23 protein-coding genes and 2 pseudogenes are annotated in these 24,555 nt (G+C 73.0%); 13 read left to right on the top strand and 12 right to left on the bottom strand.

The features are described from left to right. Window positions 1–67 precede the first annotated feature (67 nt). Window positions 68–871, top strand: coding sequence for a polyphosphate kinase 2 (gene ppk2, locus ACZ60X_RS08600; RefSeq protein WP_469595043.1), 804 nt, complete (start codon window positions 68–70; stop codon window positions 869–871). A gap of 148 nt (window positions 872–1,019) precedes the next feature. Here ppk2 and ACZ60X_RS08595 read toward each other — a convergent pair whose 3' ends face one another. Then, on the bottom strand, window positions 1,020–1,595 hold the full coding sequence (locus ACZ60X_RS08595; protein WP_469595040.1) for a sugar phosphate isomerase family: 576 nt from the start codon (window positions 1,593–1,595) through the stop codon (window positions 1,020–1,022). 230 nt (window positions 1,596–1,825) lie between these two features. Then, a complete protein-coding gene (locus ACZ60X_RS08590; protein WP_469595038.1) occupies window positions 1,826–2,245 on the bottom strand; it encodes a hypothetical protein in 420 nt (139 codons plus the stop codon). 265 nt (window positions 2,246–2,510) lie between these two features. Here ACZ60X_RS08590 and ACZ60X_RS08585 point away from each other — a divergent pair, with 265 nt between their 5' ends. Both ACZ60X_RS08585 and ACZ60X_RS08580 read left to right on the top strand, forming a co-directional pair. Next, window positions 2,511–2,792 carry a hypothetical protein gene (locus tag ACZ60X_RS08585; protein WP_469595036.1) on the top strand — a complete coding sequence of 94 codons (282 nt, stop codon included), beginning with the start codon at window positions 2,511–2,513 and terminating at the stop codon, window positions 2,790–2,792. A gap of 241 nt (window positions 2,793–3,033) precedes the next feature. Beyond that, window positions 3,034–3,296: pseudogene (locus ACZ60X_RS08580) on the top strand (alpha/beta fold hydrolase); the annotation flags it as partial. 251 nt (window positions 3,297–3,547) lie between these two features. Here ACZ60X_RS08580 and ACZ60X_RS08575 read toward each other — a convergent pair. The 5 genes from ACZ60X_RS08575 to ACZ60X_RS08555 all read right to left on the bottom strand — a co-directional run bounded on the left by ACZ60X_RS08575 (window position 3,548) and on the right by ACZ60X_RS08555 (window position 9,858). Further along, window positions 3,548–4,930: an FAD-dependent oxidoreductase gene (locus ACZ60X_RS08575; protein ID WP_469595034.1), complete on the bottom strand. Its 1,383-nt coding sequence runs from the start codon at window positions 4,928–4,930 to the stop codon at window positions 3,548–3,550. Window positions 4,931–5,023: 93 nt separating this feature from the next. Then, the gene (locus ACZ60X_RS08570; protein WP_469595031.1) at window positions 5,024–6,160 is read right to left on the bottom strand and encodes an XdhC family protein; all 1,137 of its coding nucleotides are present in this window, start codon (window positions 6,158–6,160) and stop codon (window positions 5,024–5,026) included. Then, the gene (locus tag ACZ60X_RS08565; protein ID WP_469595029.1) at window positions 6,153–8,291 is read right to left on the bottom strand and encodes a xanthine dehydrogenase family protein molybdopterin-binding subunit; all 2,139 of its coding nucleotides are present in this window, start codon (window positions 8,289–8,291) and stop codon (window positions 6,153–6,155) included. Before ACZ60X_RS08565 ends, ACZ60X_RS08570 begins: the two co-directional genes overlap by 8 nt. Further along, on the bottom strand, window positions 8,288–9,280 hold the full coding sequence (locus ACZ60X_RS08560) for an FAD binding domain-containing protein (protein WP_469595026.1): 993 nt from the start codon (window positions 9,278–9,280) through the stop codon (window positions 8,288–8,290). Before ACZ60X_RS08560 ends, ACZ60X_RS08565 begins: the two co-directional genes overlap by 4 nt. Further along, on the bottom strand, window positions 9,277–9,858 hold the full coding sequence (locus ACZ60X_RS08555; RefSeq protein WP_469595024.1) for a (2Fe-2S)-binding protein: 582 nt from the start codon (window positions 9,856–9,858) through the stop codon (window positions 9,277–9,279). The genes ACZ60X_RS08560 and ACZ60X_RS08555 overlap by 4 nt, the downstream gene beginning before the upstream one ends. A 267-nt stretch (window positions 9,859–10,125) precedes the next feature. Between ACZ60X_RS08555 and ACZ60X_RS08550 the strand changes: the two genes are divergently transcribed. The 4 genes from ACZ60X_RS08550 to ACZ60X_RS08535 all read left to right on the top strand — a co-directional run bounded on the left by ACZ60X_RS08550 (window position 10,126) and on the right by ACZ60X_RS08535 (window position 13,972). Further along, window positions 10,126–10,704, top strand: coding sequence for a TetR/AcrR family transcriptional regulator (locus tag ACZ60X_RS08550; RefSeq protein WP_469595022.1), 579 nt, complete (start codon window positions 10,126–10,128; stop codon window positions 10,702–10,704). Then, window positions 10,701–11,963, top strand: coding sequence for an MFS transporter (locus tag ACZ60X_RS08545; protein WP_469595019.1), 1,263 nt, complete (start codon window positions 10,701–10,703; stop codon window positions 11,961–11,963). Before ACZ60X_RS08550 ends, ACZ60X_RS08545 begins: the two co-directional genes overlap by 4 nt. Window positions 11,964–12,075: 112 nt before the next feature. Then, entirely contained in the window at window positions 12,076–12,909 is an 834-nt protein-coding gene (locus ACZ60X_RS08540) for an SDR family NAD(P)-dependent oxidoreductase (protein WP_469595016.1), read from the top strand. A gap of 367 nt (window positions 12,910–13,276) precedes the next feature. Then, window positions 13,277–13,972 (top strand): alpha/beta fold hydrolase, encoded by a 696-nt coding sequence (locus ACZ60X_RS08535; RefSeq protein ID WP_469595013.1) that lies wholly within the window; start codon window positions 13,277–13,279, stop codon window positions 13,970–13,972. A 10-nt stretch (window positions 13,973–13,982) separates the two neighbouring features. On the opposite strand, the gene ACZ60X_RS08530 is transcribed toward ACZ60X_RS08535, so the two are convergent. Then, window positions 13,983–14,438, bottom strand: coding sequence for a VOC family protein (locus ACZ60X_RS08530; RefSeq protein ID WP_469595010.1), 456 nt, complete (start codon window positions 14,436–14,438; stop codon window positions 13,983–13,985). A 195-nt stretch (window positions 14,439–14,633) separates the two neighbouring features. Beyond that, the gene (locus ACZ60X_RS08525) at window positions 14,634–15,566 is read right to left on the bottom strand and encodes an urea transporter (RefSeq protein ID WP_469595008.1); all 933 of its coding nucleotides are present in this window, start codon (window positions 15,564–15,566) and stop codon (window positions 14,634–14,636) included. A 286-nt stretch (window positions 15,567–15,852) separates the two neighbouring features. On the opposite strand from ACZ60X_RS08525, the pseudogene ACZ60X_RS08520 reads away from it, so the two are divergent. After that, window positions 15,853–16,125, top strand: a pseudogene (locus tag ACZ60X_RS08520) (ATP-binding protein); the annotation flags it as partial. Window positions 16,126–16,166: 41 nt separating this feature from the next. Then, window positions 16,167–16,502: a hypothetical protein gene (locus tag ACZ60X_RS08515; protein WP_469596024.1), complete on the top strand. Its 336-nt coding sequence runs from the start codon at window positions 16,167–16,169 to the stop codon at window positions 16,500–16,502. Between the two features lie 432 nt (window positions 16,503–16,934). Here ACZ60X_RS08515 and ACZ60X_RS08510 read toward each other — a convergent pair whose 3' ends face one another. Together ACZ60X_RS08510 and ACZ60X_RS08505 are read right to left on the bottom strand one after the other, a co-directional pair. Continuing rightward, a complete protein-coding gene (locus ACZ60X_RS08510) occupies window positions 16,935–17,213 on the bottom strand; it encodes a hypothetical protein (RefSeq protein ID WP_469595005.1) in 279 nt (92 codons plus the stop codon). 196 nt (window positions 17,214–17,409) lie between these two features. Beyond that, the gene (locus ACZ60X_RS08505) at window positions 17,410–17,838 is read right to left on the bottom strand and encodes a CBS domain-containing protein (protein ID WP_469595002.1); all 429 of its coding nucleotides are present in this window, start codon (window positions 17,836–17,838) and stop codon (window positions 17,410–17,412) included. Window positions 17,839–18,013: 175 nt separating this feature from the next. Between ACZ60X_RS08505 and ACZ60X_RS08500 the strand changes: the two genes are divergently transcribed. Continuing rightward, a complete protein-coding gene (locus tag ACZ60X_RS08500) occupies window positions 18,014–18,673 on the top strand; it encodes a dienelactone hydrolase family protein (protein WP_469595970.1) in 660 nt (219 codons plus the stop codon). Window positions 18,674–18,712: 39 nt separating this feature from the next. Here ACZ60X_RS08500 and ACZ60X_RS08495 read toward each other — a convergent pair whose 3' ends face one another. Next, entirely contained in the window at window positions 18,713–19,831 is a 1,119-nt protein-coding gene (locus ACZ60X_RS08495; RefSeq protein WP_469595000.1) for a CapA family protein, read from the bottom strand. A 138-nt stretch (window positions 19,832–19,969) separates the two neighbouring features. Here ACZ60X_RS08495 and ACZ60X_RS08490 point away from each other — a divergent pair, with 138 nt between their 5' ends. The 3 genes from ACZ60X_RS08490 to ACZ60X_RS08480 all read left to right on the top strand — a co-directional run bounded on the left by ACZ60X_RS08490 (window position 19,970) and on the right by ACZ60X_RS08480 (window position 24,521). Further along, the gene (locus ACZ60X_RS08490) at window positions 19,970–20,473 is read left to right on the top strand and encodes a hypothetical protein (RefSeq protein ID WP_469594998.1); all 504 of its coding nucleotides are present in this window, start codon (window positions 19,970–19,972) and stop codon (window positions 20,471–20,473) included. A gap of 502 nt (window positions 20,474–20,975) precedes the next feature. Then, window positions 20,976–22,625: a purine-cytosine permease family protein gene (locus ACZ60X_RS08485; protein WP_469594996.1), complete on the top strand. Its 1,650-nt coding sequence runs from the start codon at window positions 20,976–20,978 to the stop codon at window positions 22,623–22,625. Window positions 22,626–22,805: 180 nt separating this feature from the next. Further along, window positions 22,806–24,521, top strand: coding sequence for a carbohydrate binding domain-containing protein (locus ACZ60X_RS08480; protein ID WP_469594993.1), 1,716 nt, complete (start codon window positions 22,806–22,808; stop codon window positions 24,519–24,521). Window positions 24,522–24,555 lie beyond the last annotated feature (34 nt).

The following is a 24,555-nucleotide window of genomic DNA, read 5'->3' as shown; positions in this document are numbered from 1 at the left end:
GCTTCACGAACGGCGCGGCTGATCGCTTCAGCGGGCCTGAAAGCAGGAGTGAAGAGACAATGAGGAGATGACGGACAAAAAGGCGTCGACGCTGTCACGCAAGGCCTACGAAGCCGAACTGCTGCGCCTCCAAACGGAGTTGGTCAAACTCCAGGAGTGGGTACGGGCGGAGGACGCCCGTCTGGTGGTCGTCTTCGAGGGGCGGGACGCGGCCGGCAAGGGCGGCACCCTCCGGCGGGTCACCGAGTATCTCAATCCGCGCGTGACCCGGATCGCGGCACTGCCCAAGCCGACGGAACGCGAGCGCACCCAGTGGTACTTCCAGCGGTACATCGCACATCTGCCGGCCGCCGGGGAGATCGTGTTCTTCGACCGCTCCTGGTACAACCGTGCCGGGGTCGAGCGCGTGATGGGGTTCTGCACCCAGGAGGAACACCAGTTGTTCCTCCGCCAGTGTCCGGTCTTCGAGCGGATGCTGATCGAGGACGGGATCCTGCTGCTCAAGTACTGGTTCTCGGTGAGCGACAGCGTACAGCTGGAGCGGTTCCGGCGCCGCCTGGAAGATCCGCGGCGGCGCTGGAAGCTGTCGCCGATGGACCTGGAGTCGATCACGCGCTGGGAGGCGTACTCCCGGGCGAAGGACGACATGATGGTGCACACGGACATCGTCGAGGCACCCTGGTACATCGTCGAGAGCGACGACAAGCGGCGCGCGCGACTGAACATGATGGCCCACCTGCTGGCGTCCGTGCCGTACCACGAGGTGCCGCCACCGGTGCTGGAGCTGCCCGAGCCACCCCCGTCCACCGGCTACGAGCGGCCGCCCCGCGATCTGCGGACCTACGTCCCCGACCACACGGCCGAGCTGTGAACCGGGCCGGGGCTCGTGCAGAGGTCGAACAAGTGCTCAGGGGTGCCGATGTCGTGTCCGGTCTCCTCCGCGGCCTGGTGCCCGTCGACGCGGGCGGGCGGGCAGGCGGAACGGTCGGGTGGGCAGGACGGGGCGTCGAGGCCTGCGGTCATCGGGCGGCCGGGAGGTCGGTCGGGCGGGTGTAGACGGCCTTGCCGGCGGCGCGTGTGACATCGGTCATCCGGCCGGCGCCCTCGGACGGGCCGCCGATGCGCAGTACGGCGTCGCAGCGCGCGAGCACCGTTGCGGCGACGGGATGGGAAGATCTCCTCGTGGAACGCGTCGCCTGGCCTGTGACGGGCAGGCGGCCGGGGCGCAAGAGGTCGAGCGCTACGTCGTTCATCGCACGGACGACCACCAGCGGTCCGGGCGTTCCGGTCGCAGAGGTGAACTCACCCGGGAGAAGGGGACGTTGGTCACAGATGGTGCGCTCAGGTGAGCACCGTCCCGACACCGGCGTCACGCAGGGCTGCCAGGGTGGCGGGGCCGCCGGATCGGTGGCGGCGCTGTCGGTGACGAAGGCCTGTACGGCGTCGAGCGGAGCGACCCGACTGAAGGCCCGGACCCCCGGTTCGGTGGCGTCCGCGGCGGGAACCACACGGCCGGCCTGGGCGAGTCCGACCTGTGTGACGGCGGCGTCGACCAGGGAGAACTCCGACCAGCCGTGCACACCACCGATGGACATCACGAAGCAGTCGCCAGGGTCTCCAGGGTGCGCAGCGCCAGCGGCTGTCCTTGGCCGCGGCCTGCCAGCCCTCCCTCCGCGGAGGGCCCCGCGGACCCGCCGGGCGGGTGCACGGCGACCGCACCGCCGTGCACCCGGCGCACCAGCCCCTGCCGCTCCGGCGCATCGCAGGGTCAGGTCCAGACGACTGGCGACACCCATGGCAGGAGCGGGCGGTCTCCGCTCCGGGCTCAGCGGACGGTGACGTGGAAGACCGGCGAGGCGGTGGTGCCGCTGACGATGCGCAGGTCGTTCGTGCCCTTGAGGCCGAGCCTGACGCCGAGCGAGTAGGAGCCGCCGCGCAGGACGGGCACGGAGGCGGGCAGGCTCACCCACCTGCCGTGCTGCTTCTGCTGGAGGGTCACCTTCGTGCCCGCCTTCAGCCCGGTCGTCCTGCCTGTGACCCGGAACAGCTGCCAGGCGCGGACCGAGGACACCGACGGGGTCGCGGTGATGCTCGCCTTGGCGGACCGGACCTGCTGCGGTGCCGCGGCGGCGGGCGCGCTGTGCGGGCCCCCGGTGGCCGCCGTCGCGGTGCCCGCGAGGGCGAGGGAGGCCGCACCGAGGGCACCGACGAGGGCTACGCGCAGAGAGCGTCGCTTCGAGGTCATCGAAGTATGTCCCTTCCGTGAAGAAAAGAGTTTTTCACGCCGAAGAAGAACTTCATGCGGATTGGCGTGGTCATGAGAAGAGACGGCGTGACTCCGGGGCGCGTTCACTGACGCCGTGTCATCGTCTTGTAACAGCCTGCTTTACCAGCGATGCGAAATGAGACAGCAGAGGAAAAGGCACTTGCCGCCTTGCGCAATAATTAAACTGAGCGGAGGGTCGGTACCGGCATCGGGGGAAGGCAGGGCGTTCATGCCACGCGGAGACATGCAGCGAGTGCGCGACGCGAATCTGCGGCTGGGCGCCGCCGTGGCCGAGGTCGAGGGGCTCTACGCGGCGCTGCTGAGAGCGGGGGCCTCCGAGCGACGCCGGGAGTTACAGGCGGACCTGGCGCGCGCGGCGGGCCGCCTCGCCGCCCTGGCTGCCATGACGCCGGACACCCCGTCCCTGCCCGTCGCCCCGCGCCGGTCCCGGTGGGGGCGCAGGCGGGCCCTCGCCGAGCGCGGTGCCGCGTGGATCGCGGCGCGATTCGGACAGAACCTGCGCTGAGTGGGCCGTGGCCCGCCCGGCGACGGCGCACTCGCCGCCGGCACCGGTCTCCGCCCCGAGCCGCCCGCGCCGTAGCGCACCGCGGGAGCCGTCGTCAGGAGTCGGACACGTCGCCGGCGCCGGAGCGAGGGCCCCGGACCGGCCGTCCGTAAGGAAGAGCCGGTCCAGCCGGTGGGCGACGACGGCGGCCGCCGAGTCCGCGCCGCGCCGGCCGACCAGCACGCCCGCGCCGAGCACGGCCCGCACCGGTGTCCGCGCCTACCGGATACGCCGCCCGGCACCGCTGCCCCTGTCCGACGCCGAACTGGCCACGATCCGCACGCCGTTGTACCTCGTCCTCGGCGGGCGCAGCCTGCTGGTGCACCTCGGCGGCAGGCCGAGCGCATCCCCCGCTCGTGCCCGGCGCCCATGCGGAGATCGTCTCCGACACCGGCCACGGCACCCAGATCGACCATGCCGAGCGGACCAACCGCCTGAATGCTGGACTTCATGGACGGCACCGAGCGAGGACAGCCCGCGCCGGGGAAGGGCGCGGCCTGGTGCGGCGTCCGGTGCGTGCTGCCGGCCTGCCGGCCGGAAGTCCTCGTACAGGGGGCGTACGCGGCCTTTCGGCCGGTGCGGCGAGCGGGGGCACCTCCCGCGCGGCGGGGCAGCGTGCCGGGCGTCGCGACGGGGCGAACGTCGCCCGCCCGGGCACCAGCACCGCCCGAGCAGCGGCATGAGGGCCGGCCCGGCGGCCGCTTCCCCGGGGAGCCTCACCGCGCCGGCCGCCGGCCGCGCTCGGGGAGTTCGGGCCGCTCCGGCTCCGCGCCGGGGACGCGCCGCTCCTCCTGCCGGGCGCCGTCTCCATGAGACGCCTTGGCCGTGCGGTCTGTCGCGCCGGACGGTGCGGGGGCGTCCGGGGCCGGGCGGACCGCCGAGGCCGGAGGCCTCTCCCGGCGGGCGCCGTACGCGGCGAAGTACGCGGGGAGCCGGCGGATCCACGGCGACTCGGCGACCAGGTGCGCCAGGCCCCGGGCCCGGTCCGCGCTGCCGAGCGGGGGCCAGCCCGCGAGGACGGGGGCGACGAAGCGGGCGTGGGCCATCCGCTGGAGCGTCTGGGTGGCGATGGTGGTGGGAAGGCGCCGGCGCTGCACCCGGCGTACGTCGCGCAGGGCCACGGCGCCCCGGCGCAGCGGCTCGGTGAGATACCGCGCGGCGGCCACCGCGTCCTGCACCGCGAGGTTGATGCCGATGCCGAAAACCGGGGACATGGCGTGCGCGGCGTCCCCGATGCACAGCAGCCCGGGGCGGTGCCAGCGGCGCAGCCGGTCCAGTCGTACGTCGAGCAGCCTCACCTCGTCCCATGAGCGCACGGCGTGCGCGCGGCCGGCGAGCCAGGGGGCGGCGGCCCGGAAGGCGTCCAGGAAGCGGTCGAGGCCGGCGGCGCGGCGCTGGGCGTCGGTGCCCTTGGGGATGAGGGCGGCACACTGCCAGTAGTCGCCGCGGTCGATCATCGCGGTCAGGAAGCGGTCGCCGGCGCCTCCGACGAGCCCTTGCGGGTCGCCGTCCTCGCGCGGCAGCCGGAACCACCACGCGTCCATCGGGCAGGTGAAGCGGCGCAGTCTCAGCTCGGGCCGGACACGGGCAAGTGATCCGCGCCCGTCGCAGGCCACGGTGAGCAGGGCGCGCAGCTCGCCGGTGCGGCCGTCGGTGGTGCGGTAGCGCACCCCGCGCACGCGTCCGCCCTCGACCACGAAGGAGGTCGCTTCCGTGTCCATCCTCAGGTGGAAGGACGGCTCGCGCCCGGCCTCGTCCGCGAGCAGGTCCAGCAGGTCCCACTGGGGCACCATCGCGATGTAGTTGTAGGGGCCGGGCAGCACCGCCAGGTCGGCGACCGTGACCGTCGAGCGGCCGGGCCCGAGCGGCAGTTGCACGGTGCGCACCCGGCGCTGCGGCAGCCGGGCGAAGCGCTCGGCGAGGCCGAGTTGGTCCAGCAGGGCCAGGGTCGAGGGGTGGACGGTGTCGCCGCGGAAGTCGCGCAGGAAGTCGCCGTGCTTCTCCAGCACCGTCACCTCGACGCCGGACCGGGCCAGCAGCAGGGCGAGCACCATGCCCGCGGGGCCGCCGCCCACGACGCAGCACGTGGTCTGTTCCATGGCAGTCCTGCCCTTCGGAGAGCAGTGGTCCCGAACCGAGGTCCCGAACCGAGGTCCCGAATTAATTCATCGATCGATGAATACCCTACCCTCTCAAGCGGCCGCCCGCCTCCCCCGCTTCGCGCCGTCGTGGTGGATCGGTGTCGTCGAGCCGGTGAGGGGGACACCCGTGCCGCCCCGCGCGACGGCCACGATCTCCGCCGCGATCGACAGCGCGGTCTCCTCCGGTGTCCGGGCGCCGAGGTCGAGACCGATCGGCGAGCGCAGCCGGGCCAGTTCCGCCTCCGTCACCCCTTCCGCGCGCAGCCGCCGGGTGCGGTCCTCGTGCGTGCGGCGCGAGCCCATCGCGCCGATGTACGCCGCCGGCAGCCGCAGGGCGGTCGTGAGCAGGGGTACGTCGAACTTGGCGTCGTGGGTGAGCACGCACAGCACGGTGCGGGCGTCGGTCCCGGCGCGCCGCAGATAGCGGTGCGGCCAGTCGACGACGACCTCGTCGGCCTCGGGAAAGCGGTCGCGGGTGGCGAAGACCGGGCGGGCGTCGCAGACGGTCACGTGATAGCCGAGGAACTTCCCGGTCCGCACGAGCGCCGCCGCGAAGTCGATCGCCCCGAAGACGACCATGCGCGGTGGCGGCACCTTCGACTCCACCAGCAGGGTGAGACCGCCGGGGCAGCGCGAGCCGTCCGCGGACAGCTCCACCGCACCGGTGCGGCCCGCCGCCAGCAGGGCCCGGGCCTCGGCCGCCGCCACGCGGTCCAGGTCCGGGTGGCCGCCGAGCGCGCCGTCGTACGTCCCGTCGGGCCGGACCAGCAGGGCGCGCCCGAGGAGTCCGGCCGGGCCGCGGGCGACCCGGGCGAGGGCCACCGGTTCGCGCCGGGCGGCGGCCGACAGGGCCGCCACCTGCGCCGTCCGTGCCGGGCCGGTCACCGGCGTGACCAGCACCTCGATCGTGCCGCCGCAGGTCAGCCCCACGGCGAAGGCGTCCTCGTCGCTGTAGCCGAACCGTTCGAGCACGCTCTCGCCGGTGCGCAGCGCCTCGCGGCACAGGTCGTACACCGCGCCCTCCACGCAGCCGCCGGACACCGAGCCGATGACGGTGCCGGCGCTGTCGACGGCGAGGGCGGCGCCGGGGCCGCGCGGCGCGCTGCCGCCGACCGCCACCACGGTCGCGACGGCGAACGACCGGCCCTCCTCGGCCCAGCGGTCCAGCTCCTCGGCCAGGTCAAGCATCCGAGGCCCCCATGGCGGCCGACAGCACGCGGTCCGGGCGGATGGGCAGGCTGCGGTGGCGTACGCCGGTGGCGTGCCAGACGGCGTTGGCGACGGCGGCCGCGGCGCCCACGATGCCGATCTCGCCGACGCCCTTGATGCCCACGGGGTCGTCGGGATCGGCGTCGTCGATCCAGTCGGCCTCGACGCGGGGCACGTCGGCGTTCACCGCCACGTGGTAGCCCGCGAGGTCGGCGCCGACGTGGCCGCCCGTGGCGCGGTCGCGGACGGCCTCCTCGTGCAGGGCCATGGAGATGCCCCAGATCATGCCGCCCCGCAACTGGTTGCGTGCGGTGAGCGGGTTGACGATCCGGCCCGCCGCGAAGATGCCGAGCATGCGGCGCACCCGCACCTCGCCGGTGCCGGTGTCCACGGCGACCTCGGCGAACTGCGCCCCGTAGGAGTGCCGTTCGGCGGCGGCGAGGGCGCCGACCGCCTCGGTGGTGTCCGACCGCACGGTGATCCCCTCGGGCGGGACGCCGGTGCCCAGGGCCAGCCGCTCGCGCAGTTCGCCGGCCGCGATCCGGATGGCCCAGGACCAGGAGCGGGTGCCCATGGAGCCACCGGCGATCATGGCCGGGCCGAAGTCGCTGTCGCCGATGCGGACCCGGACCCGCTCGGGCGAGGTGTGCAGCGCGTCGGCCGCGACCAGGGTGAGCGCGGTACGGGCCCCGGTGCCGATGTCCGCCGCCGAGATCCGGACGGTGAAGGTGCCGTCCGGGTGGGCGGTCGCGGTCGCGGTGGAGGGCGCGGTGCCCGACGGGAAGGAGGCCGCCGCCATGCCCGTGCCGAGCAGCCAGCGGCCGTCCCGGCGCAGTCCCGGGCGCGGGTCCCGGTCCGCCCAGCCGAACCGGCGGGCACCCTCCCGCAGGCAGGCAGCCAGGTTCCGGCCGGCGAACGGCAGGCCCGAGACCGGGCCCCGGGCGGGCTCGTTGCGCAGGCGCAGCTCCATCGGGTCGATGCCGCACTTCTCGGCGAGTTCGTCGACGGCGGACTCCAGCGCGAACGATCCCGGTGCCTCGCCCGGCGCGCGCATGAACGTCGGGGTCGGTACGTCGAGCCGTACGACGCGGTTGGCGGTGTGGTGCGCGTCGGCGTCGTACATCACCCGGGCCGGTGCGGCGCTCTGCTCCACGAACTCGTGCACGGTGGAGGTGAGGCTGACGGCGCGGTGTTCCAGGGCGCGCAGGCGTCCGTCGGCGTCGGCGCCGAGCCGGACGCGCTGGGCTGTGGGGCTGCGGTAGCCGGCCAGCGAGAACATCTGCCGACGGGTCAGTACCACGCGCACGGGCCGCTGCAGGACGGTCGCGGCCATCACGGCGGCCACCTGGTGGGCGCGGACGCCCTTGCTGCCGAAGCCGCCGCCGACGTGTTCGGAGCGCACGCGCACCGCGGCCGGGTCGAGCGAGAAGAGCTTCGCCAGGTCGCCGACGACCCAGGTGGCACCCTGGTTGGAGTCGGTCACCTCCAGCCTGCCGCCGTCCCAGCGGGCGGTCGCCGCGTGCGGCTCCATCGGGTGGTGGTGCTCTTCGGGAGTGCTGTACTCGGCGTCCACGACGACCGCCGCCGCGGCCAGCTGGGCTTCGAGGTCGCCCTTCTCCGCCACCGCCGGCATGTACCCGTCCGCCGCGTAGACGTCCGGGCGTTCCGCCCCGAACTCGACGTCGTGCGGCTGCCGTTCATAGTGCACCACGAGCGTCTCGGCGGCCTCCCTGGCCTGCTCGGAGGTCTCCGCCACGACCAGCGCCACGGGCCAGCCCAGGTGCGGCACCCGGTCGTGCTGGAAGACGGCGCAGGTCGGGTCCGGCCGCATGCCCATCAACGTGGTGTAGTCGGTCTCCAGATGCGGGGCGTTGCGGTGGTCCAGGACGGCGAGGACGCCCGGCATGGCGAGGACGGGAGCGGTGTCGAGGTCACGGATGCGGCCGCGGGCCACCGTGGACAGCACCAGCCAGCCGTGGGCGAGGTCGGCGAAGGGCACGTCACCGGCGTAGCGGGCGGCGCCGGTGACCTTGTCCCGCCCTTCGATCCGGGTGTGGGCGGTGCCCACGGCCGCCGCGGGGACGGTCGTCGCGGTGGTGAGGGTGGTCATCGTGCGGCCTCCTCGGCGAGTTCGGACAGGACGGCCACCACGAGGTTGCGGATCAGCTCGACCTTGTACCCGTTGTGCGGCAGCGGCCGCGCCGCCGCCAGTTCGGCGTCCGCGGCGGCCGCGTAGGTCTCGGCGCGGGCCGGCGCACCGGCCAGGACCCGTTCGGCCGCGCGGGCCCGCCACGGGCGGGAGGCGACGGCGCCGAGGGCCACGCGCGCGTCCCGTACGACGCCGTCACGGACGTCGAGCGCGGCGGCGAGGGAGCCGACGGCGAACGCGTACGAGGCACGCTCGCGGACCTTGCGGTAGCGGGAGGCGGCGGCGACCGGGGCGGGCGGAAGCGTGACGTGGGTGATGAGCGCGCCCGGGGGCAGGGCGGTCTCCCGGTGCGGGGTGTCGCCGACGGGAAGGTAGAAGTCGGCGAGCGGCAACTCCCCCGGCCCGTCGGCCGTTTCGAAGCGGACGACGGCGTCGAAGGCGGTCAGGGCCACGGCCATGTCCGAGGGGTGCACGGCCACGCAGTGGTCGGAGGCGCCCAGGATCGCGTGGTTGTGGTGTTCGCCCTCGACGGCGGGGCAACCGCTGCCCGGCACGCGCTTGTTGCAGGCCTTGGTGACGTCGGTGAAGTAGCCGCAGCGGGTGCGCTGGAGCAGGTTCCCGCCGACCGTCGCCATGTTGCGCAACTGCCCGGACGCGCCGGCCAGCACCGCCTGCGCGAGGGCGGGGTAGCGGCGCCGGACCTCGGGGTGGGCGGCGAGATCGCCGTTGGTGGCGGTGGCCCCGATGCGCAGTCCGCCGTCAGGCGTGGACTCGATCCCGTCGAGCGGGAGTTCACGGATGTCGATGAGCCGCGCGGGGCGCTCGACGCCGCTCTTCATGAGGTCGACCAGGTTGGTGCCGCCGCCGAGGAAGCGGGTCTCCGGGTCGGCGCCGAGGAGCGCGACGGCGCCGGCGACGTCGGAGGCCCGCTGGTAGTCGAACTCCCTCATGCCGCCGTCTCCTTCACCGTGGCGCCGCCGTCGCGGCTTCGCCCGTCCGCCCGGGTCCGCGCCGCGCGGGCCACGGCCTCGACGATCGAGACGTACGCGCCGCAGCGGCACAGGTTGCCGCTCATCCGCTCCCGGATCTCCTCGGCGGTCAGCTCCGGCGGCGCCGCTTCGGGACGTACGTCGGCGGTGGCGGCGCTCGGCCAGCCCGCCGCGTGTTCCTCGATCACCCCGATCGCCGAGCAGATCTGGCCAGGGGTGCAGTAACCGCACTGGAATCCGTCGAGATCGAGGAAGGCCTGCTGCACCGGGTGCAGGGTGTCACCGTCGGCCACGCCCTCGATGGTGGTGATCTCCCGGTTCTCGGCCGCCACGGCCAGTTGCAGACAGGCGACCGCGCGGCGACCGTCCAGCAGGACGGTACAGGCGCCGCACTGCCCTTGGTCACAGCCCTTCTTGGTGCCGGTGAGCCCGAGGCGTTCACGCAGGGCGTCGAGCAGGGTGGTGCGGTGGTCGACGGGCAGTGTGTGCTTCTCGCCGTTGATCCTCAAGGTGATGACACTGGACGTCGATGAGGTCATGAGCTGCTTCTTTCGCATGTACAGGGCGGCCGGAGGACCGGCAGCCGGGGTACCGGGCGACGCGGGGTGCGTGCCGTGCGGGCCGGTGCGGCGGGCGAAACGAAGGTGCGGGGTGCTGGACCGGGCAGGGGTGGCCGGTGGCTGCCTCGAGACCGCGTCCGCGGCTATGGTGGACGCAACCGGACAGCTGTCCGATCCCTGGTAACGTAACGGACAGCTGTCCGCTTAGCAAGGCCGGGTTCGCGCCACGAACCCCGAGGAGGACGAGTGTCCCAGCAGCAGGACCCATCCCGGCGCTCGGACGCACAGCGCAACCGCGCACGCATCCTCGACGTCGCGCTCGCCGAGCTGTCGCGGTGCGCGGACACCCCGCTGAGTCTGATCGCCAAGAAGGCCGGCGTCGGGCAGGGCACCTTCTACCGCAACTTCCCCAGCCGCGAGTCACTCGTCCTGGAGATCTACCGCCACGAGATGCAGCAGGTCGCCGACCACGCGGCGCAGTTGCTGCGGACCCGGCCGCCCGAGGAGGCCCTGCGCGCGTGGATGGACCGGCTCGCCGAGTTCGCCATGACCAAGGCCGGGCTGGCCGACGCGATCCGCCAGGCCACCGGCACCCCCGGGGGGCCGGCGAAGCCGGCCCCCACTCCCGTGACGTCGGCGGCGGAACTCCTGCTCCGGGCCGGTGAGGAAGCCGGCGCCCTCCGCCCGGGGGTCACCGCGGACGACTTCTTCCTGGCCATTGCCGGCCTGTGGCACCTCGACCCGGACGACGACTGGCGCCGCCGCGCCACCCGCCTGTTCGACCTGGTCATGGCCGGCCTGCGCGCGGGGGTTCCCGGAAGGTGACCACCGCGCGGGCAGCGGGCAGGCGTTCCGCCCTGCTCGGAAACCCGGACTACGCGCGGCTCTTCACCGCCCGCTGCGTCTCCACCCTGGGCAACGGCTTCGGACCGGTCGCCCTGTCCTTCGGCGTCCTCGGCCTGAAAGGGGGCTCCCCCGGGGCCCTGTCGCTGGTGCTCGCGTGCCAGACGCTCTCCATGCTGGTGTTCTCGCTGTTCGGGGGCGTGGTCGCCGACCGGTTACCGCGGGCGCGGGTCATGGTCGTGGCCCAGCTGGCGGAAGGGGTCGGGTACACGGTCGCCGCCGCGCTGGTCTCCTCCGGCCGGGCACCCGTCTGGGCCCTGTGCGTGTGCTCGGCGCTGTCGGGCCTGTGCACGGCGCTCTTCTCGCCGGCGTACGTCGGGATCGTCAGGGAGGTCGTGGCGGACGGCGAACTCCAGCAGGCCAACGCGCTGATGAAGGTGGGCGTCAACGCCGCCTCGATCCTCGGACTGTCGCTGGGCGGCGGTGCCGTGGCCCTGTGCGGGCCGCCGGTGTCGCTGGCGGTCGACTCGGCCTCGTTCTTCCTCAGCGGTCTGCTCATCCTCCGCACCAGGATCAGCCCGGTGCGAAGGACGGGCGGGGGCGGCCTCGTGCGGGAGCTGAGGGCCGGCGCCTCGGGGTTCTTCTCGCGCACCTGGCTGTGGGTCCTCTCCCTGCAGTACTCCCTCGCGTTCGCCTGCGTCAGCGCGACCACGGGCGTGCTCGGGCCCATGCTCGCCACGTCCCGGCTGGGCGGACCCGCTTCCTGGTCGGCGATCACGACGGCACAGGCCGTGGGAACGGTCGCGGGCGCCTACGCGGCGTTCCGGGTCCGCAGCAGCCGGCCCGTGCTCGTGGCCGCCTGCGTCACCTGCATGACGGCCGCCGTTCCCCTGGCCCTCGGCGTCGGCGCGCCCTTGGCGGTGGTGGTCCTGACGGCCCTGGCGGCGGGCGTGGCGGCGGACGTCTTCGAGGTGCTCTTCTTCTCGGCCCTGCAAAGGAGCGTGCCCGCGGACCTCATCTCCCGTGTCGGTTCCTGGGACATGCTGGGGTCGCTGTCCCTCGCCCCGCTCGGCGTCGCCGTCTCGGGACCGGCGGCCGCGGCGTTCGGCGTGCACAGGACGCTGCTGGCGTTCGCCGGCGTGGTCGTGGCGGCCACCGCCGGTGTGCTGTGCGTACCGTCCGTCCGCTCGGGCGAGGCGCCGGCCCCGCAGCCGGCCTGCGCGCCGGAGCGGGTCCGGTAGCAGGGCCCCCTCCCCGGCACATGCGCGGTGGCCGGAAGTCGTCACCGGCGCAGCCGCCGGACCTAGAGTCGGATCCGTCGGTGATGATCTCGGCGAAGGGGGCCTGACGACAGTGGCGGACGAGCGGGTTGTCATCGTGACCGGCGCGGGCACGGGCATCGGGGAGGCGACGGCCCGGCTGCTGCGCGCGGACGGCCACCAGGTGATCGCCTCCGGCAGGCGGGCCGAGCCCCTGCGGCGCCTGGCGCAGGAGACCGGGGCGCTGGCGTATCCGTCGGACATCGGGGAGCCCGAGACGGCCGACGGGCTCGTGCGGGCGGCCCTGGAGGCGCACGGGCGCCTGGACGGGGTGGTCCTGAACGCGGGGATCGCGCGCGGCGGAGCCGTGGGCGAACTGTCGCCGCACGACTGGGACGAGGTGATGCGCACCAACGTCACCGGCCCCATGCTCCTCCTGCGCGCGGCCGTTCCGCATCTGCTGGAGTCCAAGGGTGCGGTGGTCGCCGTGGCGTCGGTGTCCGCGCTGCGCAACGGCACGCGGAACGCCGCGTACGCCACCTCCAAGGCGGCTCTGGTCCAGCTGTGCCGTTCCGTCGCCGTCGACTACGGCCGTCAGGGGGTGCGTGCCAACATCGTGTGTCCCAGCTGGGTACGGACCGAGATGGCCGACCGGCGCATGGCCCGCTTCGCCGAGGAGGCGGACCTCGGGGACGGCGGGGCCGAGGCCGCCTATGCGGAGGCGACCCGGCTGATGCCCCTGGGGCGGCCGGGCGAGCCGCGTGAAGTCGCCGAGGCGATCGGCTGGTTGCTGTCCCCGGCGGCGTCGTACGTCAATGGGGCGGTGCTGACGGTGGACGGCGGTACGACGGCCCTGGACCCCGGCACGCTGGCGTTCGACTTCCGCATCACGCCACGGGACGCACGGGACACGGGCACGGCACACTGAGCCTCCCGTGCCATCACGGCACCGGAAGAGAACGCGCGGCGGACATACCGGCGAATGACAGGACGAACCTGCCGGTACCGCACGCCGGGGTCCCGGACGCGGGTGGAACAGGCGGCCGGGAAACCGGAATTCGCTCCGGCGCGGCAGGCACCCGGGAGCGGACGGGGAACATCCCCGGACCGCAGATCCGGAGCCGTGCGGCAGGCCCCTGGGTCATCGGCCTGTCGTCCTCGGCCCGGCCCTGGCGACGGCGTGGGCGCTCCGCCGACTCCGGCGCAGGCACCGGCCGGACGGCGGGGTGCCGGAGCGTTCTGCTGCCGGCCGAAACGGTCGCGCCCGTACCGGCTCGGGCGGCAGGATCCGTGCCATGCAGCCGATCTTCGTTCTCGTCCACAGCCCGTCCGTGGGCCCGTCGACGTGGCATCCCGTGGCCGAACACCTGCGGGCCGCGGGGCACCGGGTGCGGGTGCCGTCCTTGCTGCACATCGGCGCAGGTGCGCCGCCGTTCTGGCCCCGCGTCGTGGAGGCGGTCCGCGACGACCTGCGACGGGTTCCGGACGGCACCCCGGTCATCCTGGTGGCACACAGCAACGCGGGACTTTTCCTGCCGGTGATCCGCGCGGGGCTCGGCCGCCCGGTGACCGGCTCGGTGTTCGTGGACGCCGCACTGCCGGCGCACACCGGACCGACCCCGGTCGCCGCGCCGGAGGTGCTGGACTTCCTGCGCCCCCTGGCGGTCGACGGCAGGCTGCCGCGCTGGACCGACTGGTGGGACGAAGCGGATACCGCCCCCATGTTCGCCTGCCCGGGGGTACGGCGGACCGTGGTCGAGGAGCAGCCCAGGCTGCCCCTGTCCTACTACGAACAGCACATCCCCGTCCCCGCGGGCTGGGACGACCACCCGTGCGGCTACCTGCTGTTCGGCCCTCCGTACGACGGCCTCGCCGCCGAGGCGCGCGCCCGGGGCTGGCGGGTGGCCCACCTGCCCGGCGCGCACCTGCACCAGCTCGTCGACCCCGCCGGCACCGCCGGCCTCGTCGCCGAGCTGGCCGCCGGGGCGTGAGCCGCGCCCTTCAAGGGGCCAGGTTGAGTTGCCAGGACACACCGAACCGGTCGTTCACCCATCCGAACCTGGGACTGAAGCCGTAGTCCCCGAGCGGCATCAGCTCCGTGCCCTTGTCGGCCAGGGCGGCGTAGAGGCGGTCGATCTCGGCCTCGTTCTCGCACTGCACGAAGAGGGAGACGGAGGGGGTGAAGGTGAAGTCGTGATGTGCCGGGCTGTCGACGCACATGAACTGCTGGCCGCCGAGCGAGAACGTCGCGTGCCGCACACTCCCCTCCCTGCCGGGACCCTCGGCGCCGTAGCGGGTGATGCGGACGACCTCGGCGTCGCCGAAGAGTGAGACGTAGAAGGTCATCGCCTCCTCGGCGTCGCCCTCGAACATCAGGAAGGTGGTGATCTTCTGCGACGACGCGATCTCCATGCCGCTCGCTCCCTCGGGGTGGACGGTCTCTCGACGGGTGGCCATGCTAGCTGGCCGCCGCCTGGGACCTGATGATTCGTCAGACGCGGGGGCTGCGGCCACCACCGCCCGTCAGGTCCTGCGCAGATCGGGGGCGGGGACACCGGACCGTGTCCACCATGACCGGATCGCCGTCGGAGCGCACCACCTCCAGGATGGACGTGCAGTTTGTCGATCTCGCGCGGTGCGAGGTTCATGGCGTCACCTCGCTTTCCCGAAAGAGATGCCGGGCCGGTCCAAGGCGGGAGCGGCCGCCAGGAAGAGCCAGGTCGTCACGACGAACGGCCAGGTGAACGCGGATCCGCCGTGCGTCTGGGCGAAGGCGGCCCAGGCGGTGGTGAGGGGGACCGAGGACACGGCGCCGAGTACGGCGTAGCCGGCGGTCCACGGGGTCAGGGGCAGGAAGGTCGCGCCCAGGGCAATGGCGACGAGCACGGCGTTGTAGCCGTAGCGGCCCTCGTCGATCCGGTCGGCGGGCAGGCCGAGGACGCAGGCGGTGAGGATGGCGAGGAGGCTGCCGCACGCGGCCGCGAGGGCGGCTTTGCGGGAGGCGACCAGCAGGCCCCCGAGCAGGATCAGGCCCGCGTACCAGGTGTCGAGGAAGAATACCTGGCCGATGTTGTCGCAGAAGGCGTGGCCGAGTTCGGCGGCCGTGAGGGTGGTGAACCCGGAGCGGTGGGCCGGGGTCGTGGGAGCGGGCGGCCCGGTCGGCAGCGCGAGCGCCAGCACCCCGGCGACCAGGCAGAACGGGGCCGTCAGGGCGGGCAGCGCGATGCGGCCGAGGAGGCGGCCGGCCGCGGCGCCCACCACGGCGCAGATCGCGGCGGCGCCGACAGCGAGCAGCGCGGTGCGCCACGAGGCGCCGAGCCGGACGACGACGGCGATGCTCGTGAGGCAACCGCAGTAGCCCTCCAGGCCCTTGGTGAGGCCGTCCCGGTCAGCGCCGAGCACGGCCGCGGCCGCGGTGGACGCCGCCGCGCCGAGCAGGCCGTACAGCCCGAACCGCCAGCCTCCGGCGAACAGGGCGGCGGTGAACAGCAACCCGGTCCACGGGCTCGCACTGAGCGCCACCTGGGCGATCCCGCGCAACTCGATGTGTCCTACATCGGCGGCGGTCCAGCTCCGTCGCTGCACTGTCTGCCCCAGGGGGAAGATGGAAACTCACTTCAACAATTTGTTGAAGATTATCGCCGAGTGAACTCGGGGCAAGGGAGACTTTCGGTTACCATCCGCACACCTTCGGACATCACCGCAGGTGACAGGGGCGAAGGTGCGGGAATCCCAGAGAGGTTCCTGACGTCGACCTCGGCAGACTTGGCGAACCCTTGACGCGAACGAGGGCATTCCTCGAATCGGGCGGCTCCTTCGCGGCGGCGCTGAAGAGGGCGCCGCGCGCCACGAGTTCACCACCCGCGTACCAGTGAGCCCTCCGCGCCTCCCACCGGCACTCGGACCCGCGTGCATCGTGCAGGCAGCCGGGTACGTACTATTCTGCGTCATTTTCGGCATCGGACATGGAGCGCCGTGGGACCCCCTGCACGGCCCTTGCCACAGACTGCACGGACGGGAAGAACAGCTGGCGCGGATCAGTGCGGGTCTGCACACGGTGACGAGCACCCGGCGCAGCCGGATCCTCCTGCTGGAGGGGGCGCCCGGAGCGGGCAAGACCCGTCTGCTCACCGAAGCCGCCCGCCTGGCCGGCGCGAACGGCTTCTCGGTCGTGGACGGCGTCTCATGCGGCTCCGAGACCACCGCGCGGGCGGCTCCGCGCACCGCCGTGCCCGCCGCTTTTCCCCCCCGCCCGCGTCCCGGCCGCCCGCGCCCCGTCCGGCCCTGCCCCGCACCGCCGGGGACGCCTTCCCCACCCCCCGCGCCTCCTTCGCGATCGAGGCCGCACGGGCCCTGCCGCGCGACAAGGCCGAACAGGTCCGTACCCTCGTCACGCTCGACGATCTCCACCTGGCGAACCTCCCCGACCTGGCGGTGCTCTGCGACCTCATCGCGGGCCTCAGCGCCCGCCCCGTCCTCTGGCTGCTCGCCTTCACCCCGGACAGCCGGACCACGTCGTAGGCGTCGGTCCTCGCCTGCCTCGGCGGACTCCGGGGCAGGCTCCCGGTGGAACACGTGCGGGAGCTGGGGCCGCTCTCGGGCGACGCGCTCAGCCGGCTCGTCGCCGACTGCGCCGGAGCCGCACCCGACACCGGGCTGCTCTCCCTGGCCGAGAGCGTGAACGACACTCCCCGCGGTGATCGAGCTGGTGCCTGGTGGAGCCGCCTCCTACCTCAACGGCGACAGCACCGCGGTCCAACGGGCCCGCACCATCCCCAGCACACCCGACCGGCACGCATGGGCCGTCCAGGTCGGCGCGCTGACCTTCCACGCCTTCACGACAGTGGCGCGCCGGCCAGGTGAGCGACGCCGTCGGGATACTGCGCCAGGCCGCCGCGCTCGACCACGGCTGCGAGGACGTACCGTTCCTCGACCCGCGCTGGTTCCTCGCCCTCACACTCGCCAGGATCGACGCAGACAGAGCGCCGGCGGACACGCGATGTTCTCCATGGCGCCGGTGCGCAGGCGCGGCAGGTTCACCTGGCGCCGGGTCCGGTCGGCCTCCTTGCGCAGGTCCCGCATCACCACCTGGTCGCCGATGAACCTCACAGTCGCGTTGCGGAGCCGGCCGAGCGGGGCGGTGTCCCTGCTGCCCAGGATGTACACGGAGTTGCTCAGCGAGGCCAGCGGGATCCCGGTGCGCTCACTGACGAAGCAGGCGCCGTAGCACATGTCGTCGGCGAGCAGGCAGTCGGCGGGAACCCTTCGAGGAGAGCCAGCAGGTCCTCCATACTTCGTGCTGGTCCGCCCCGACGGGCATGTGGCCTGGCGCGGTGACGAACTGCCGGGGGGTCCGGCGGCGTTGGCGGAAGACGGTGCGCGGCGAGCCGCCCGGTGCCGTGCCCACCGGCGGGCGCGGCAGGTGACGCTAGGGATTCACGGCGTACACCCGAGGGACGAACTGGGCGAGTTGGTCGTCCCCGAGGTTCCGGGCGATGTCGGCCTCGCTGAGCATGCCGATCATGCGCTTGTTCTCGACCACCGGCAGGCGCCTGATCTGGTGGCCCTCCATCTCCCGCAGGGCCTCCGAGACGTCCGAACCGGCTTCGATCCAGCGCGGAGTGCCCTCGCAGATGTCGCCGCACGTCACGCGCGCGGGGTCGTGGCCCGCGGCCACACACTTCACCACGATGTCACGATCGGTGATGATGCCGCACATGCGGTCACCGTTCTCCGGGTCGGCGACCGGCAGCGCACCGACTCCGTGGTCCCGCATCACCTTGGCCGCGCGGTCCAACGTCTCGTACCGGGGTATCCACTGGGCACCCGGGTGCATGACGTCCCTCACTGTGGTCATGGCTCTCCCCTCCGTCCCAGGCCAGCGTGCACCCGCGCGCGTGGCGATGGCCTGTTGGGCTTTCAATCGGTAGGCCGAAGTGGACCGGGGTACCTGGGACATGCGGAAGCGACGGCAGACGGCCGAGGCCGGTTTCGTCCTGAACGAGCGCACTCCTCCTGGGAAGTCGATGACCATGATGTCCGAGACGGTCGTGGTGCCCGCCGACGGCGCCGAACTGCCTGGTGATCTGGTGGTGCCGGAGTCCGCGCGGGCGGTGGTGCTGTTCGCGCACGGCAGCGGCAGTTCGCGGCACAGTCCGCGCAACCGGGCCGTGGCCGCCGCGCTGCGGGAGGCCGGGCTGGGCACCTTGCTGATCGATCTGCTCACCGCGGAGGAGGAGCGGCGGGACATGGTGACCGGCGAGCACCGCTTCGACATCGCGCTGCTGGGGCGCCGTCTCGTGGCCGCGATGGAGTGGCTCGGCTCCCGGTCCGCCACCCGCGACCTGCCCGTCGTCCTCTTCGGCGCCAGCACCGGCGCGGCCGCCGCGCTCCGGGCCGCCGCCGAGCGCCCCGACGGCGTCCTGACCGTCGTCTCGCGGGGCGGGCGGCCGGATCTCGCGGGCGACGCGCTGCCCGCCGTACGCGCGCCCGTCCTGCTCGTCGTCGGCGGCGCGGACCACGAGGTCCTGCGGCTCAACGAGGAGGCCGCGCGGCGGCTGCGGGCCCCGCACACGGTGCGCGTGATCCCCGGAGCCACCCATCTGTTCGAGGAGCCCGGCGCGCTGGAGCAGGTCGCCGGCACGGTCCGCGAGTGGTGCGAGGAGCAGCTGGGTACGGCGCCAGCCCGGTGAGCGCCGATCCCGCCGACGTCGCCGGAGCGCCCGTGCACGTCAGCGGGCCGCCGGTTGGGCCACGAGGCCGAACGTGCCGTCGGCCCGGGCGTCGATGTGGACGCCGCGGCTGATCCGGGTGAGGGTCGCGTACAGCCAGGCGCGGTCCTCGTCCGCTACGCGCTCCAGCCGCATCCGCCGCGCCCGCAGGGGGAGCAGCCGCGCCCCGGCCAGGGCCCCGGTGGCCGCGTCGACCGAGACGACGTAGCCGAGGCGCAGGTCGTCCCGGTACTCCTCGTAGCCCGTGATGCCCTCGTAGTCGTCGATGAAGTCACCGCAGCCGTACAGGATCAGCCGGTCCCGGTACACCTCGGCGGAGCGCGGATGGTGCGAGGAGTGTCCGTGCACGAGGTCGACACCCCCGTCGATCAGGGCGTGCGCGAAGCGCCTCTGCTCGCGGGGGACGAGATAGCCCCAGTTGGAACCCCAGTGGACCGACACGACGACAATGTCGCCCGGCCGCCGCGCCTCACGCACCCACCGGACAGTGCTGTCGGCGGCGGCCACGGACAGCTCACGCACATACGCGACGCCGGACCGGTCCGTGGTCGCGGCCCAGTCGGGCGGGATGCCACTGGACAGCGCGCCGAGGGCGAAGACCAGCACGCGGCGGCCGGACCCGACGGGCAGTACGGCGGGCGCGTACGCCTCGTCGGCGTCGCGTCCGGCACCCACGGCCCGCAGCCCCGCACCGCTCAGCGAGTCCAGGGTCTCCTCCAGGCCGGGACGGCCGAAGTCCAGCACATGGTTGTTGGCCAGCACGCACACATCGGGCCGGGCCACCATCAGGGCCGGGAGGTTGGCCGGATGCATCCGGTAGTGGACCGCCTTGCCGGACGCGAACGCGTCGCCGCGCGTGATCGCCGTCTCCAGGTTCAGGATCCGGACGTCCGGGCCGGCCCGCTCCAGCATCCCCAACGCCTCGCCCCAGGGCCAGGCGGGGCCCACCGGAGCGGGGATCGGACCACTGACCCCCTCGGCCAGCCGGACGTACGACCGGGCGTCCGTGACGTAGTCCTCGCGCAGCCGCGGGGCTCCGGGATGCGCGAGGATCTGATCGACGCCGCGCCCGAGCATCACGTCACCGCACAGGAACAGCGTCACCGTGCCGCCCTCCACCCCTCCACCCTAGGACCGCGGCTGGTGTGCGACCGTCCGCCGCCGGAACCCCGTCTCGCACTGGCTGAGGCGACTCAGAAGTAACTGAGAGTCTGCTGTGGCAGGCTGACGCGCCTCACCCCCCTCAGGAGCGCTCCCATGACTGAGATCAATGGTCTGCCCGCGCATGTCCTCTTCGTCCATGTGGTCGTCGTGCTGATACCGCTCGCCGCTCTGGCCCTGGTCACGGCCGCGCTGTGGCCGCGTGCCGCGCGCCGGCTGGGGCTGCTGCTGCCGCTGGTGGCGTTCGTCGCCCTGGTGAGCGTGCCGCTGACCACGCATGCCGGCGAGTGGCTCCAACAGCATGTGGGCGACGACGCCCTCGTGCGCCGGCACACCGAGCTGGGCGACGGTCTGCTGCCGTGGGCCCTGGGTCTGTTCGTGCTGGCGGCGGTCGTCTGGTGGGCCGGGACGGGGTCGGGCCACGGCGGCGGCGCGCTGCACTGGTCCGCCCTGCCCGTGCGGATCGTCGTGGGCGTGCTCTCGCTGGCCGTCGCGGTGGGCGCGGTCGTGGACGTCTACCGGATCGGTGACTCCGGGGCGAAGGCCGCCTGGCACGACGCCTACTCCCAGACGGCGACCACGTCGGGCGACGGCTCCTGACCGGCGCGGGGCGCATCCCCGACCGGCCGTCGGCCGCGGAGAGGCCCGGCGCAGCAGCCCGGTACGGAGGCCGCGGTTCCTGCGGAATCGCGGCCCGGGCCCTTTCGGCCGCGTGCCGGTCGGGGCCGGTCGCGCGGCCCTGCTGCTGACCGACCGGGACCGGCGCCTGATCCGCCCCGGCACGAGCGACGGACCGACAAGACCTTCACCGCCGTGTCCGCCGGGAAGCTGCCGCATCACGAGGGCGCCGCCCCACGGAGCGACGCGCGGATCGCACACCGGGGGCCGGCGACATCCGGATGTCTCCGCCGTGCGCGAGTCAACCCCCTGCCGGCGGCACACGGCCCGGCCGCCCGCTGACGCCGGGCCAGGTCCTTCGAACGGCGGGTGAGGTCTCGGCAACGTCGGGTTCACCGCGGCGGGGACCGGCGGTAACAACGGCTTTCTAGCGTGACCGGCTCTTCCCCCCTTCGAAGCACCCGCACGCATCGGGAGGCGCGACATGAGCACCACCGAGTCACGACCGCCGGCACCGGCCTCGGCACAGGCCGCCGACGGCCAGGCGGTCAAGGAGACCCTGGAGGACTACACCCTCCGTTTCGCTCCCCGCAGTTACCGCCGCTGGACCCCGATGGTGGTGGCGACGACCGCGCTCGGCGGCATCGCCTACATGGCCGACTTCTCCATCGGCGCCGGCATCGGCCTGTCCCACGGCACCGGCAACGCGCTCGTGGCGATCGCGGTGGCGGCCGTCGTCATCTTCGTGACCGGCCTGCCGCTCGCCTTCTACGGCGCCCGCTACAACATCGACCTCGATCTCATCACCCGCGGCTCCGGGTTCGGTTACTACGGCTCGGTCCTCACCAGCGTCATCTTCGCGAGCTTCACCTTCATCTTCTTCGCCCTCGAAGGCTCGATCATGGCCCAGGGCCTGAGACTCGGCCTCGGAGTGCCGCTGTGGCTGGGCTATCTGGTCTCCACGCTCATGGTCATCCCGCTGGTGATCTACGGCATGAAGGCGCTCAGCAAGCTGCAGGTGTGGACGACCCCGGTGTGGCTGCTGCTGATGGTCGGCCCGCTGGTGTACCTGATCGCCACCGATTCCGGCACGGTGGACCGCTTCCTCTCCTACGCCGGCACGGACGGCGACGGCGGGGTCAACACCGCCTCGGTGCTGCTCGGCGCGGGCGTGTGCCTCTCCCTCATCGCGCAGATCGGCGAGCAGATCGACTATCTGCGCTTCATGCCGCCGAGGACGGAGGCCAACCGGCGCACGTGGTGGACCGCCGTGGTCATGGCGGGCCCCGGCTGGGTGGTGCTGGGTGCGCTGAAGCAGGCGATCGGCGTCTTCCTCGCCGTGTACATCCTCGCGAAGGTCGGGCCGGCCGCCGCGACGGAGCCGATCCAGCAGTTCCGCGGCGCCTTCGACGCGATGCTGCCGTCTTGGACGGTCGTCCCGCTGGCCGTGGCGCTGGTGGTGATCAGCCAGATCAAGATCAATGTGACGAACGCGTACTCCGGCTCGCTGGCGTGGACGAACTCCTTCACCCGCGTCACCCGGCACTACCCCGGCCGCATGGTCTTCGTCCTGGTCAACCTGGGCTTCGCGCTGGCCCTGATGGAAGCGGACATGTTCAGCTTCCTCAACGGGATCCTGGGCTTCTACTCGAACTGCGCGATCGCCTGGGTGGTCACCGTCGCCACCGACATCGGGGTCAACAAGTACGTGCTGAAGCTGTCCCCGCTGACCCCCGAGTTCCGGCGCGGCATGCTGTACGCCGTCAACCCGGTCGGGGTCGTGGCCTTCGTCGCCGCGTCCGGGCTGTCGATCGCGATGTACTTCCACCTGCTGGGCGACACCCTCCAGCCGTACTCACCCGTCGCCGCGGCCGTGATCGCCTTCGTCCTCACCCCGCTGACGGCCGTGGTGACCAGGGGCCGGTACTACCTGCGCCGCACCGACGACGGCATCGCCGAGCCCCTGCTCGACGCGGACGGCAACCCGAGCGCTGTGACCCTCGACTGCCATGTCTGCCGGCAGCCGTACGAGCGCCCGGATCTGACGGCGTGTGCCCGCCACGACGCGGTCGTGTGCTCGCTGTGCCTGAGTACGGACAAGAGCGGCGACCACGTGCTGCCGACCGGCGGGTAGGCCGGACCAGGAAACCGGTCCGGGGGCGGCAGGCCGTGCCGCCCCCGGATCGGTTCAGTTTTGGTCTAGTCCTCTTGACGGGCAGAGTCGTGAGCGGTTTGGTATGTACCAACGTCGGTCCGGTACGGCACTCCCCATCACCCAACCGCCCTTTGCGGCATCCCCGAAAGGGGTCATGTCATGCACCTGGCAAGACTCGCGGCTTCCGCCTGCGCGCTCGCGCTGACGGCCACCGGCGCGGCCGTGGCCCTGGCACCGGCCGGCAGCGCGGCGTCCACGACGGACAGCGTCTACTCCGTGGCTCCCTACGTCGACATGTCGAACGGTCAGGAGGGCCTGCTCGACACGGCTGTCACCGGCCACCACCTCAAGGCCTACACCGCGGCCTTCGTCCTCGGCACGGGCTGCAACCAGATCTGGGGCGACACGCTCCCCGTCGGCAACGACTCCTACACCGACCCCGAGATCGCCAGGGCGAAGTCCGAAGGAGCCTCCGTCATCATCTCCTCGGGCGGGGCGAGCGGGGAGCCGCTCGCCTGGACCTGCTCCACCCAGAGCAGCATCGACGCCGGATACCAGGCCATCATCGACGCCTACGGCGTCACCCGGCTGGACTTCGACGTCGAGGGTGCCGCCGTCGCGGACACCGCGGCGGCGGCCCGGCAGATGCAGGCCATGAAGGATCTCAAGGCGGCCAACCCGAACCTGCGATTCTCCATGACCCTGCCGGTGCTGACCAGCGGGCTCACCGGCGACGGCGTCAACATCCTGAAGGCCGCCAAGAACGCGGGCATCAGGATCGACGTGGTCAACATCATGGCCATGGACTACTACGCCGGCACCGGCACCGAGATGGGCCAGGGCGCGGTCGACGCGGCCAAGGCCACGCTGGCGCAGATGCAGTCCGTCGACCCCGGCTACACGTACGCCGACCTCGGCATCACCCCGATGATCGGCAAGAACGACGACGGCTCCACCTTCACCCTGGCGGACGCCCGGACGGTGGAGGACTTCGCCGCGCAAAGCGGCGTGGGACGGCTGGCGTTCTGGTCGGTCAACCGGGACCAGCCGTGCAGCGGAAGTGCCAACTCCCTGCCCACATGCAGCGAGATCAGCCAGAACAGCCTGGCCTTCACGGACGCGTTCGTGCCGTACGAGGGCAGCTCGGGCGGCGGGGGCGGCGGCACGGGCAGCGACTTCTCGCTGTCGCTGACGCCGAACTCCGCCTCCGTCGCGGCCGGCGGCACGGCCACCGCCACGGTGAACACCGCCGTCACCGCCGGCAGCGCCGAGTCCGTCGGCCTCTCGGCCGCCGGGGCGCCCTCAGGTGTCAGCGTCTCCTTCAGCCCGGCGACCGTCTCCTCCGGCGGCACCTCGACGCTGACCGCGGCGGTCAACTCATCGGTGTCGGCGGGCAGTTATCCCATCACCGTCACCGGCACGGCGGCCGGCGGCAGTCACGGCGCGACGTACACGCTCACCGTCACCTCCGGCGGCGGAGGCGGTGGCGGCGGGGGCTCGCTGACGAACGCCGGGTTCGAGACCGGCAGCCTCAGCCCCTGGACCTGTACGGGCGGCAGCTCGGTGGTCTCCGGCCCGGTCCACTCCGGCAGCCACAGCCTCCAGGTCACCCCCGGCTCCAGCAGCACCGGCGAGTGCGACCAGACCGTCACCCTGTCCCCCGGCCACAGCTACACGCTCACCGGCTGGGTCCAGGGCCCCTACGCCTACATCGGGGTCAGTGGCGGCGCCACCGCGAGCACCTGGTCCGACAACACCGGCTGGAACCAGCTGACGGTCCCGTTCACCACAGGCAGCAGCGGAACCGTCACCGTCTACGTCCACGGCTGGTACGGCCAGTCCGACGTCTACGCCGACGACTTCACCCTCAACTGACCCCCGACCGCCCCCCGAAGAGGCGTGCGGCGCA

Source organism: Streptomyces sp. NPDC104106 (genome assembly GCF_055584345.1).
This window is presented reverse-complemented; position numbering and strand designations above follow the sequence as displayed.

Coding starts and splice junctions, on each gene's coding strand:
- ACZ60X_RS08480 (WP_469594993.1), top strand. CDS start 22,806: ATGCACCTGGCAAGACTCGCGGCTTCCGCCTGCGCGCTCGCGCTGACG.
- ACZ60X_RS08515 (WP_469596024.1), top strand. CDS start 16,167: ATGCGGCTCCGAGACCACCGCGCGGGCGGCTCCGCGCACCGCCGTGCC.
- ppk2 (WP_469595043.1), top strand. CDS start 68: ATGACGGACAAAAAGGCGTCGACGCTGTCACGCAAGGCCTACGAAGCC.
- ACZ60X_RS08575 (WP_469595034.1), bottom strand. CDS start 4,930: ATGGAACAGACCACGTGCTGCGTCGTGGGCGGCGGCCCCGCGGGCATG.
- ACZ60X_RS08555 (WP_469595024.1), bottom strand. CDS start 9,858: ATGACCTCATCGACGTCCAGTGTCATCACCTTGAGGATCAACGGCGAG.
- ACZ60X_RS08585 (WP_469595036.1), top strand. CDS start 2,511: ATGCAGCGAGTGCGCGACGCGAATCTGCGGCTGGGCGCCGCCGTGGCC.
- ACZ60X_RS08510 (WP_469595005.1), bottom strand. CDS start 17,213: ATGTGCTACGGCGCCTGCTTCGTCAGTGAGCGCACCGGGATCCCGCTG.
- ACZ60X_RS08530 (WP_469595010.1), bottom strand. CDS start 14,438: ATGGCCACCCGTCGAGAGACCGTCCACCCCGAGGGAGCGAGCGGCATG.
- ACZ60X_RS08535 (WP_469595013.1), top strand. CDS start 13,277: ATGCAGCCGATCTTCGTTCTCGTCCACAGCCCGTCCGTGGGCCCGTCG.
- ACZ60X_RS08485 (WP_469594996.1), top strand. CDS start 20,976: ATGAGCACCACCGAGTCACGACCGCCGGCACCGGCCTCGGCACAGGCC.
- ACZ60X_RS08560 (WP_469595026.1), bottom strand. CDS start 9,280: ATGAGGGAGTTCGACTACCAGCGGGCCTCCGACGTCGCCGGCGCCGTC.
- ACZ60X_RS08565 (WP_469595029.1), bottom strand. CDS start 8,291: ATGACCACCCTCACCACCGCGACGACCGTCCCCGCGGCGGCCGTGGGC.
- ACZ60X_RS08505 (WP_469595002.1), bottom strand. CDS start 17,838: ATGACCACAGTGAGGGACGTCATGCACCCGGGTGCCCAGTGGATACCC.
- ACZ60X_RS08500 (WP_469595970.1), top strand. CDS start 18,014: ATGATGTCCGAGACGGTCGTGGTGCCCGCCGACGGCGCCGAACTGCCT.
- ACZ60X_RS08590 (WP_469595038.1), bottom strand. CDS start 2,245: ATGACCTCGAAGCGACGCTCTCTGCGCGTAGCCCTCGTCGGTGCCCTC.
- ACZ60X_RS08570 (WP_469595031.1), bottom strand. CDS start 6,160: ATGCTTGACCTGGCCGAGGAGCTGGACCGCTGGGCCGAGGAGGGCCGG.
- ACZ60X_RS08490 (WP_469594998.1), top strand. CDS start 19,970: ATGACTGAGATCAATGGTCTGCCCGCGCATGTCCTCTTCGTCCATGTG.
- ACZ60X_RS08595 (WP_469595040.1), bottom strand. CDS start 1,595: ATGTCCATCGGTGGTGTGCACGGCTGGTCGGAGTTCTCCCTGGTCGAC.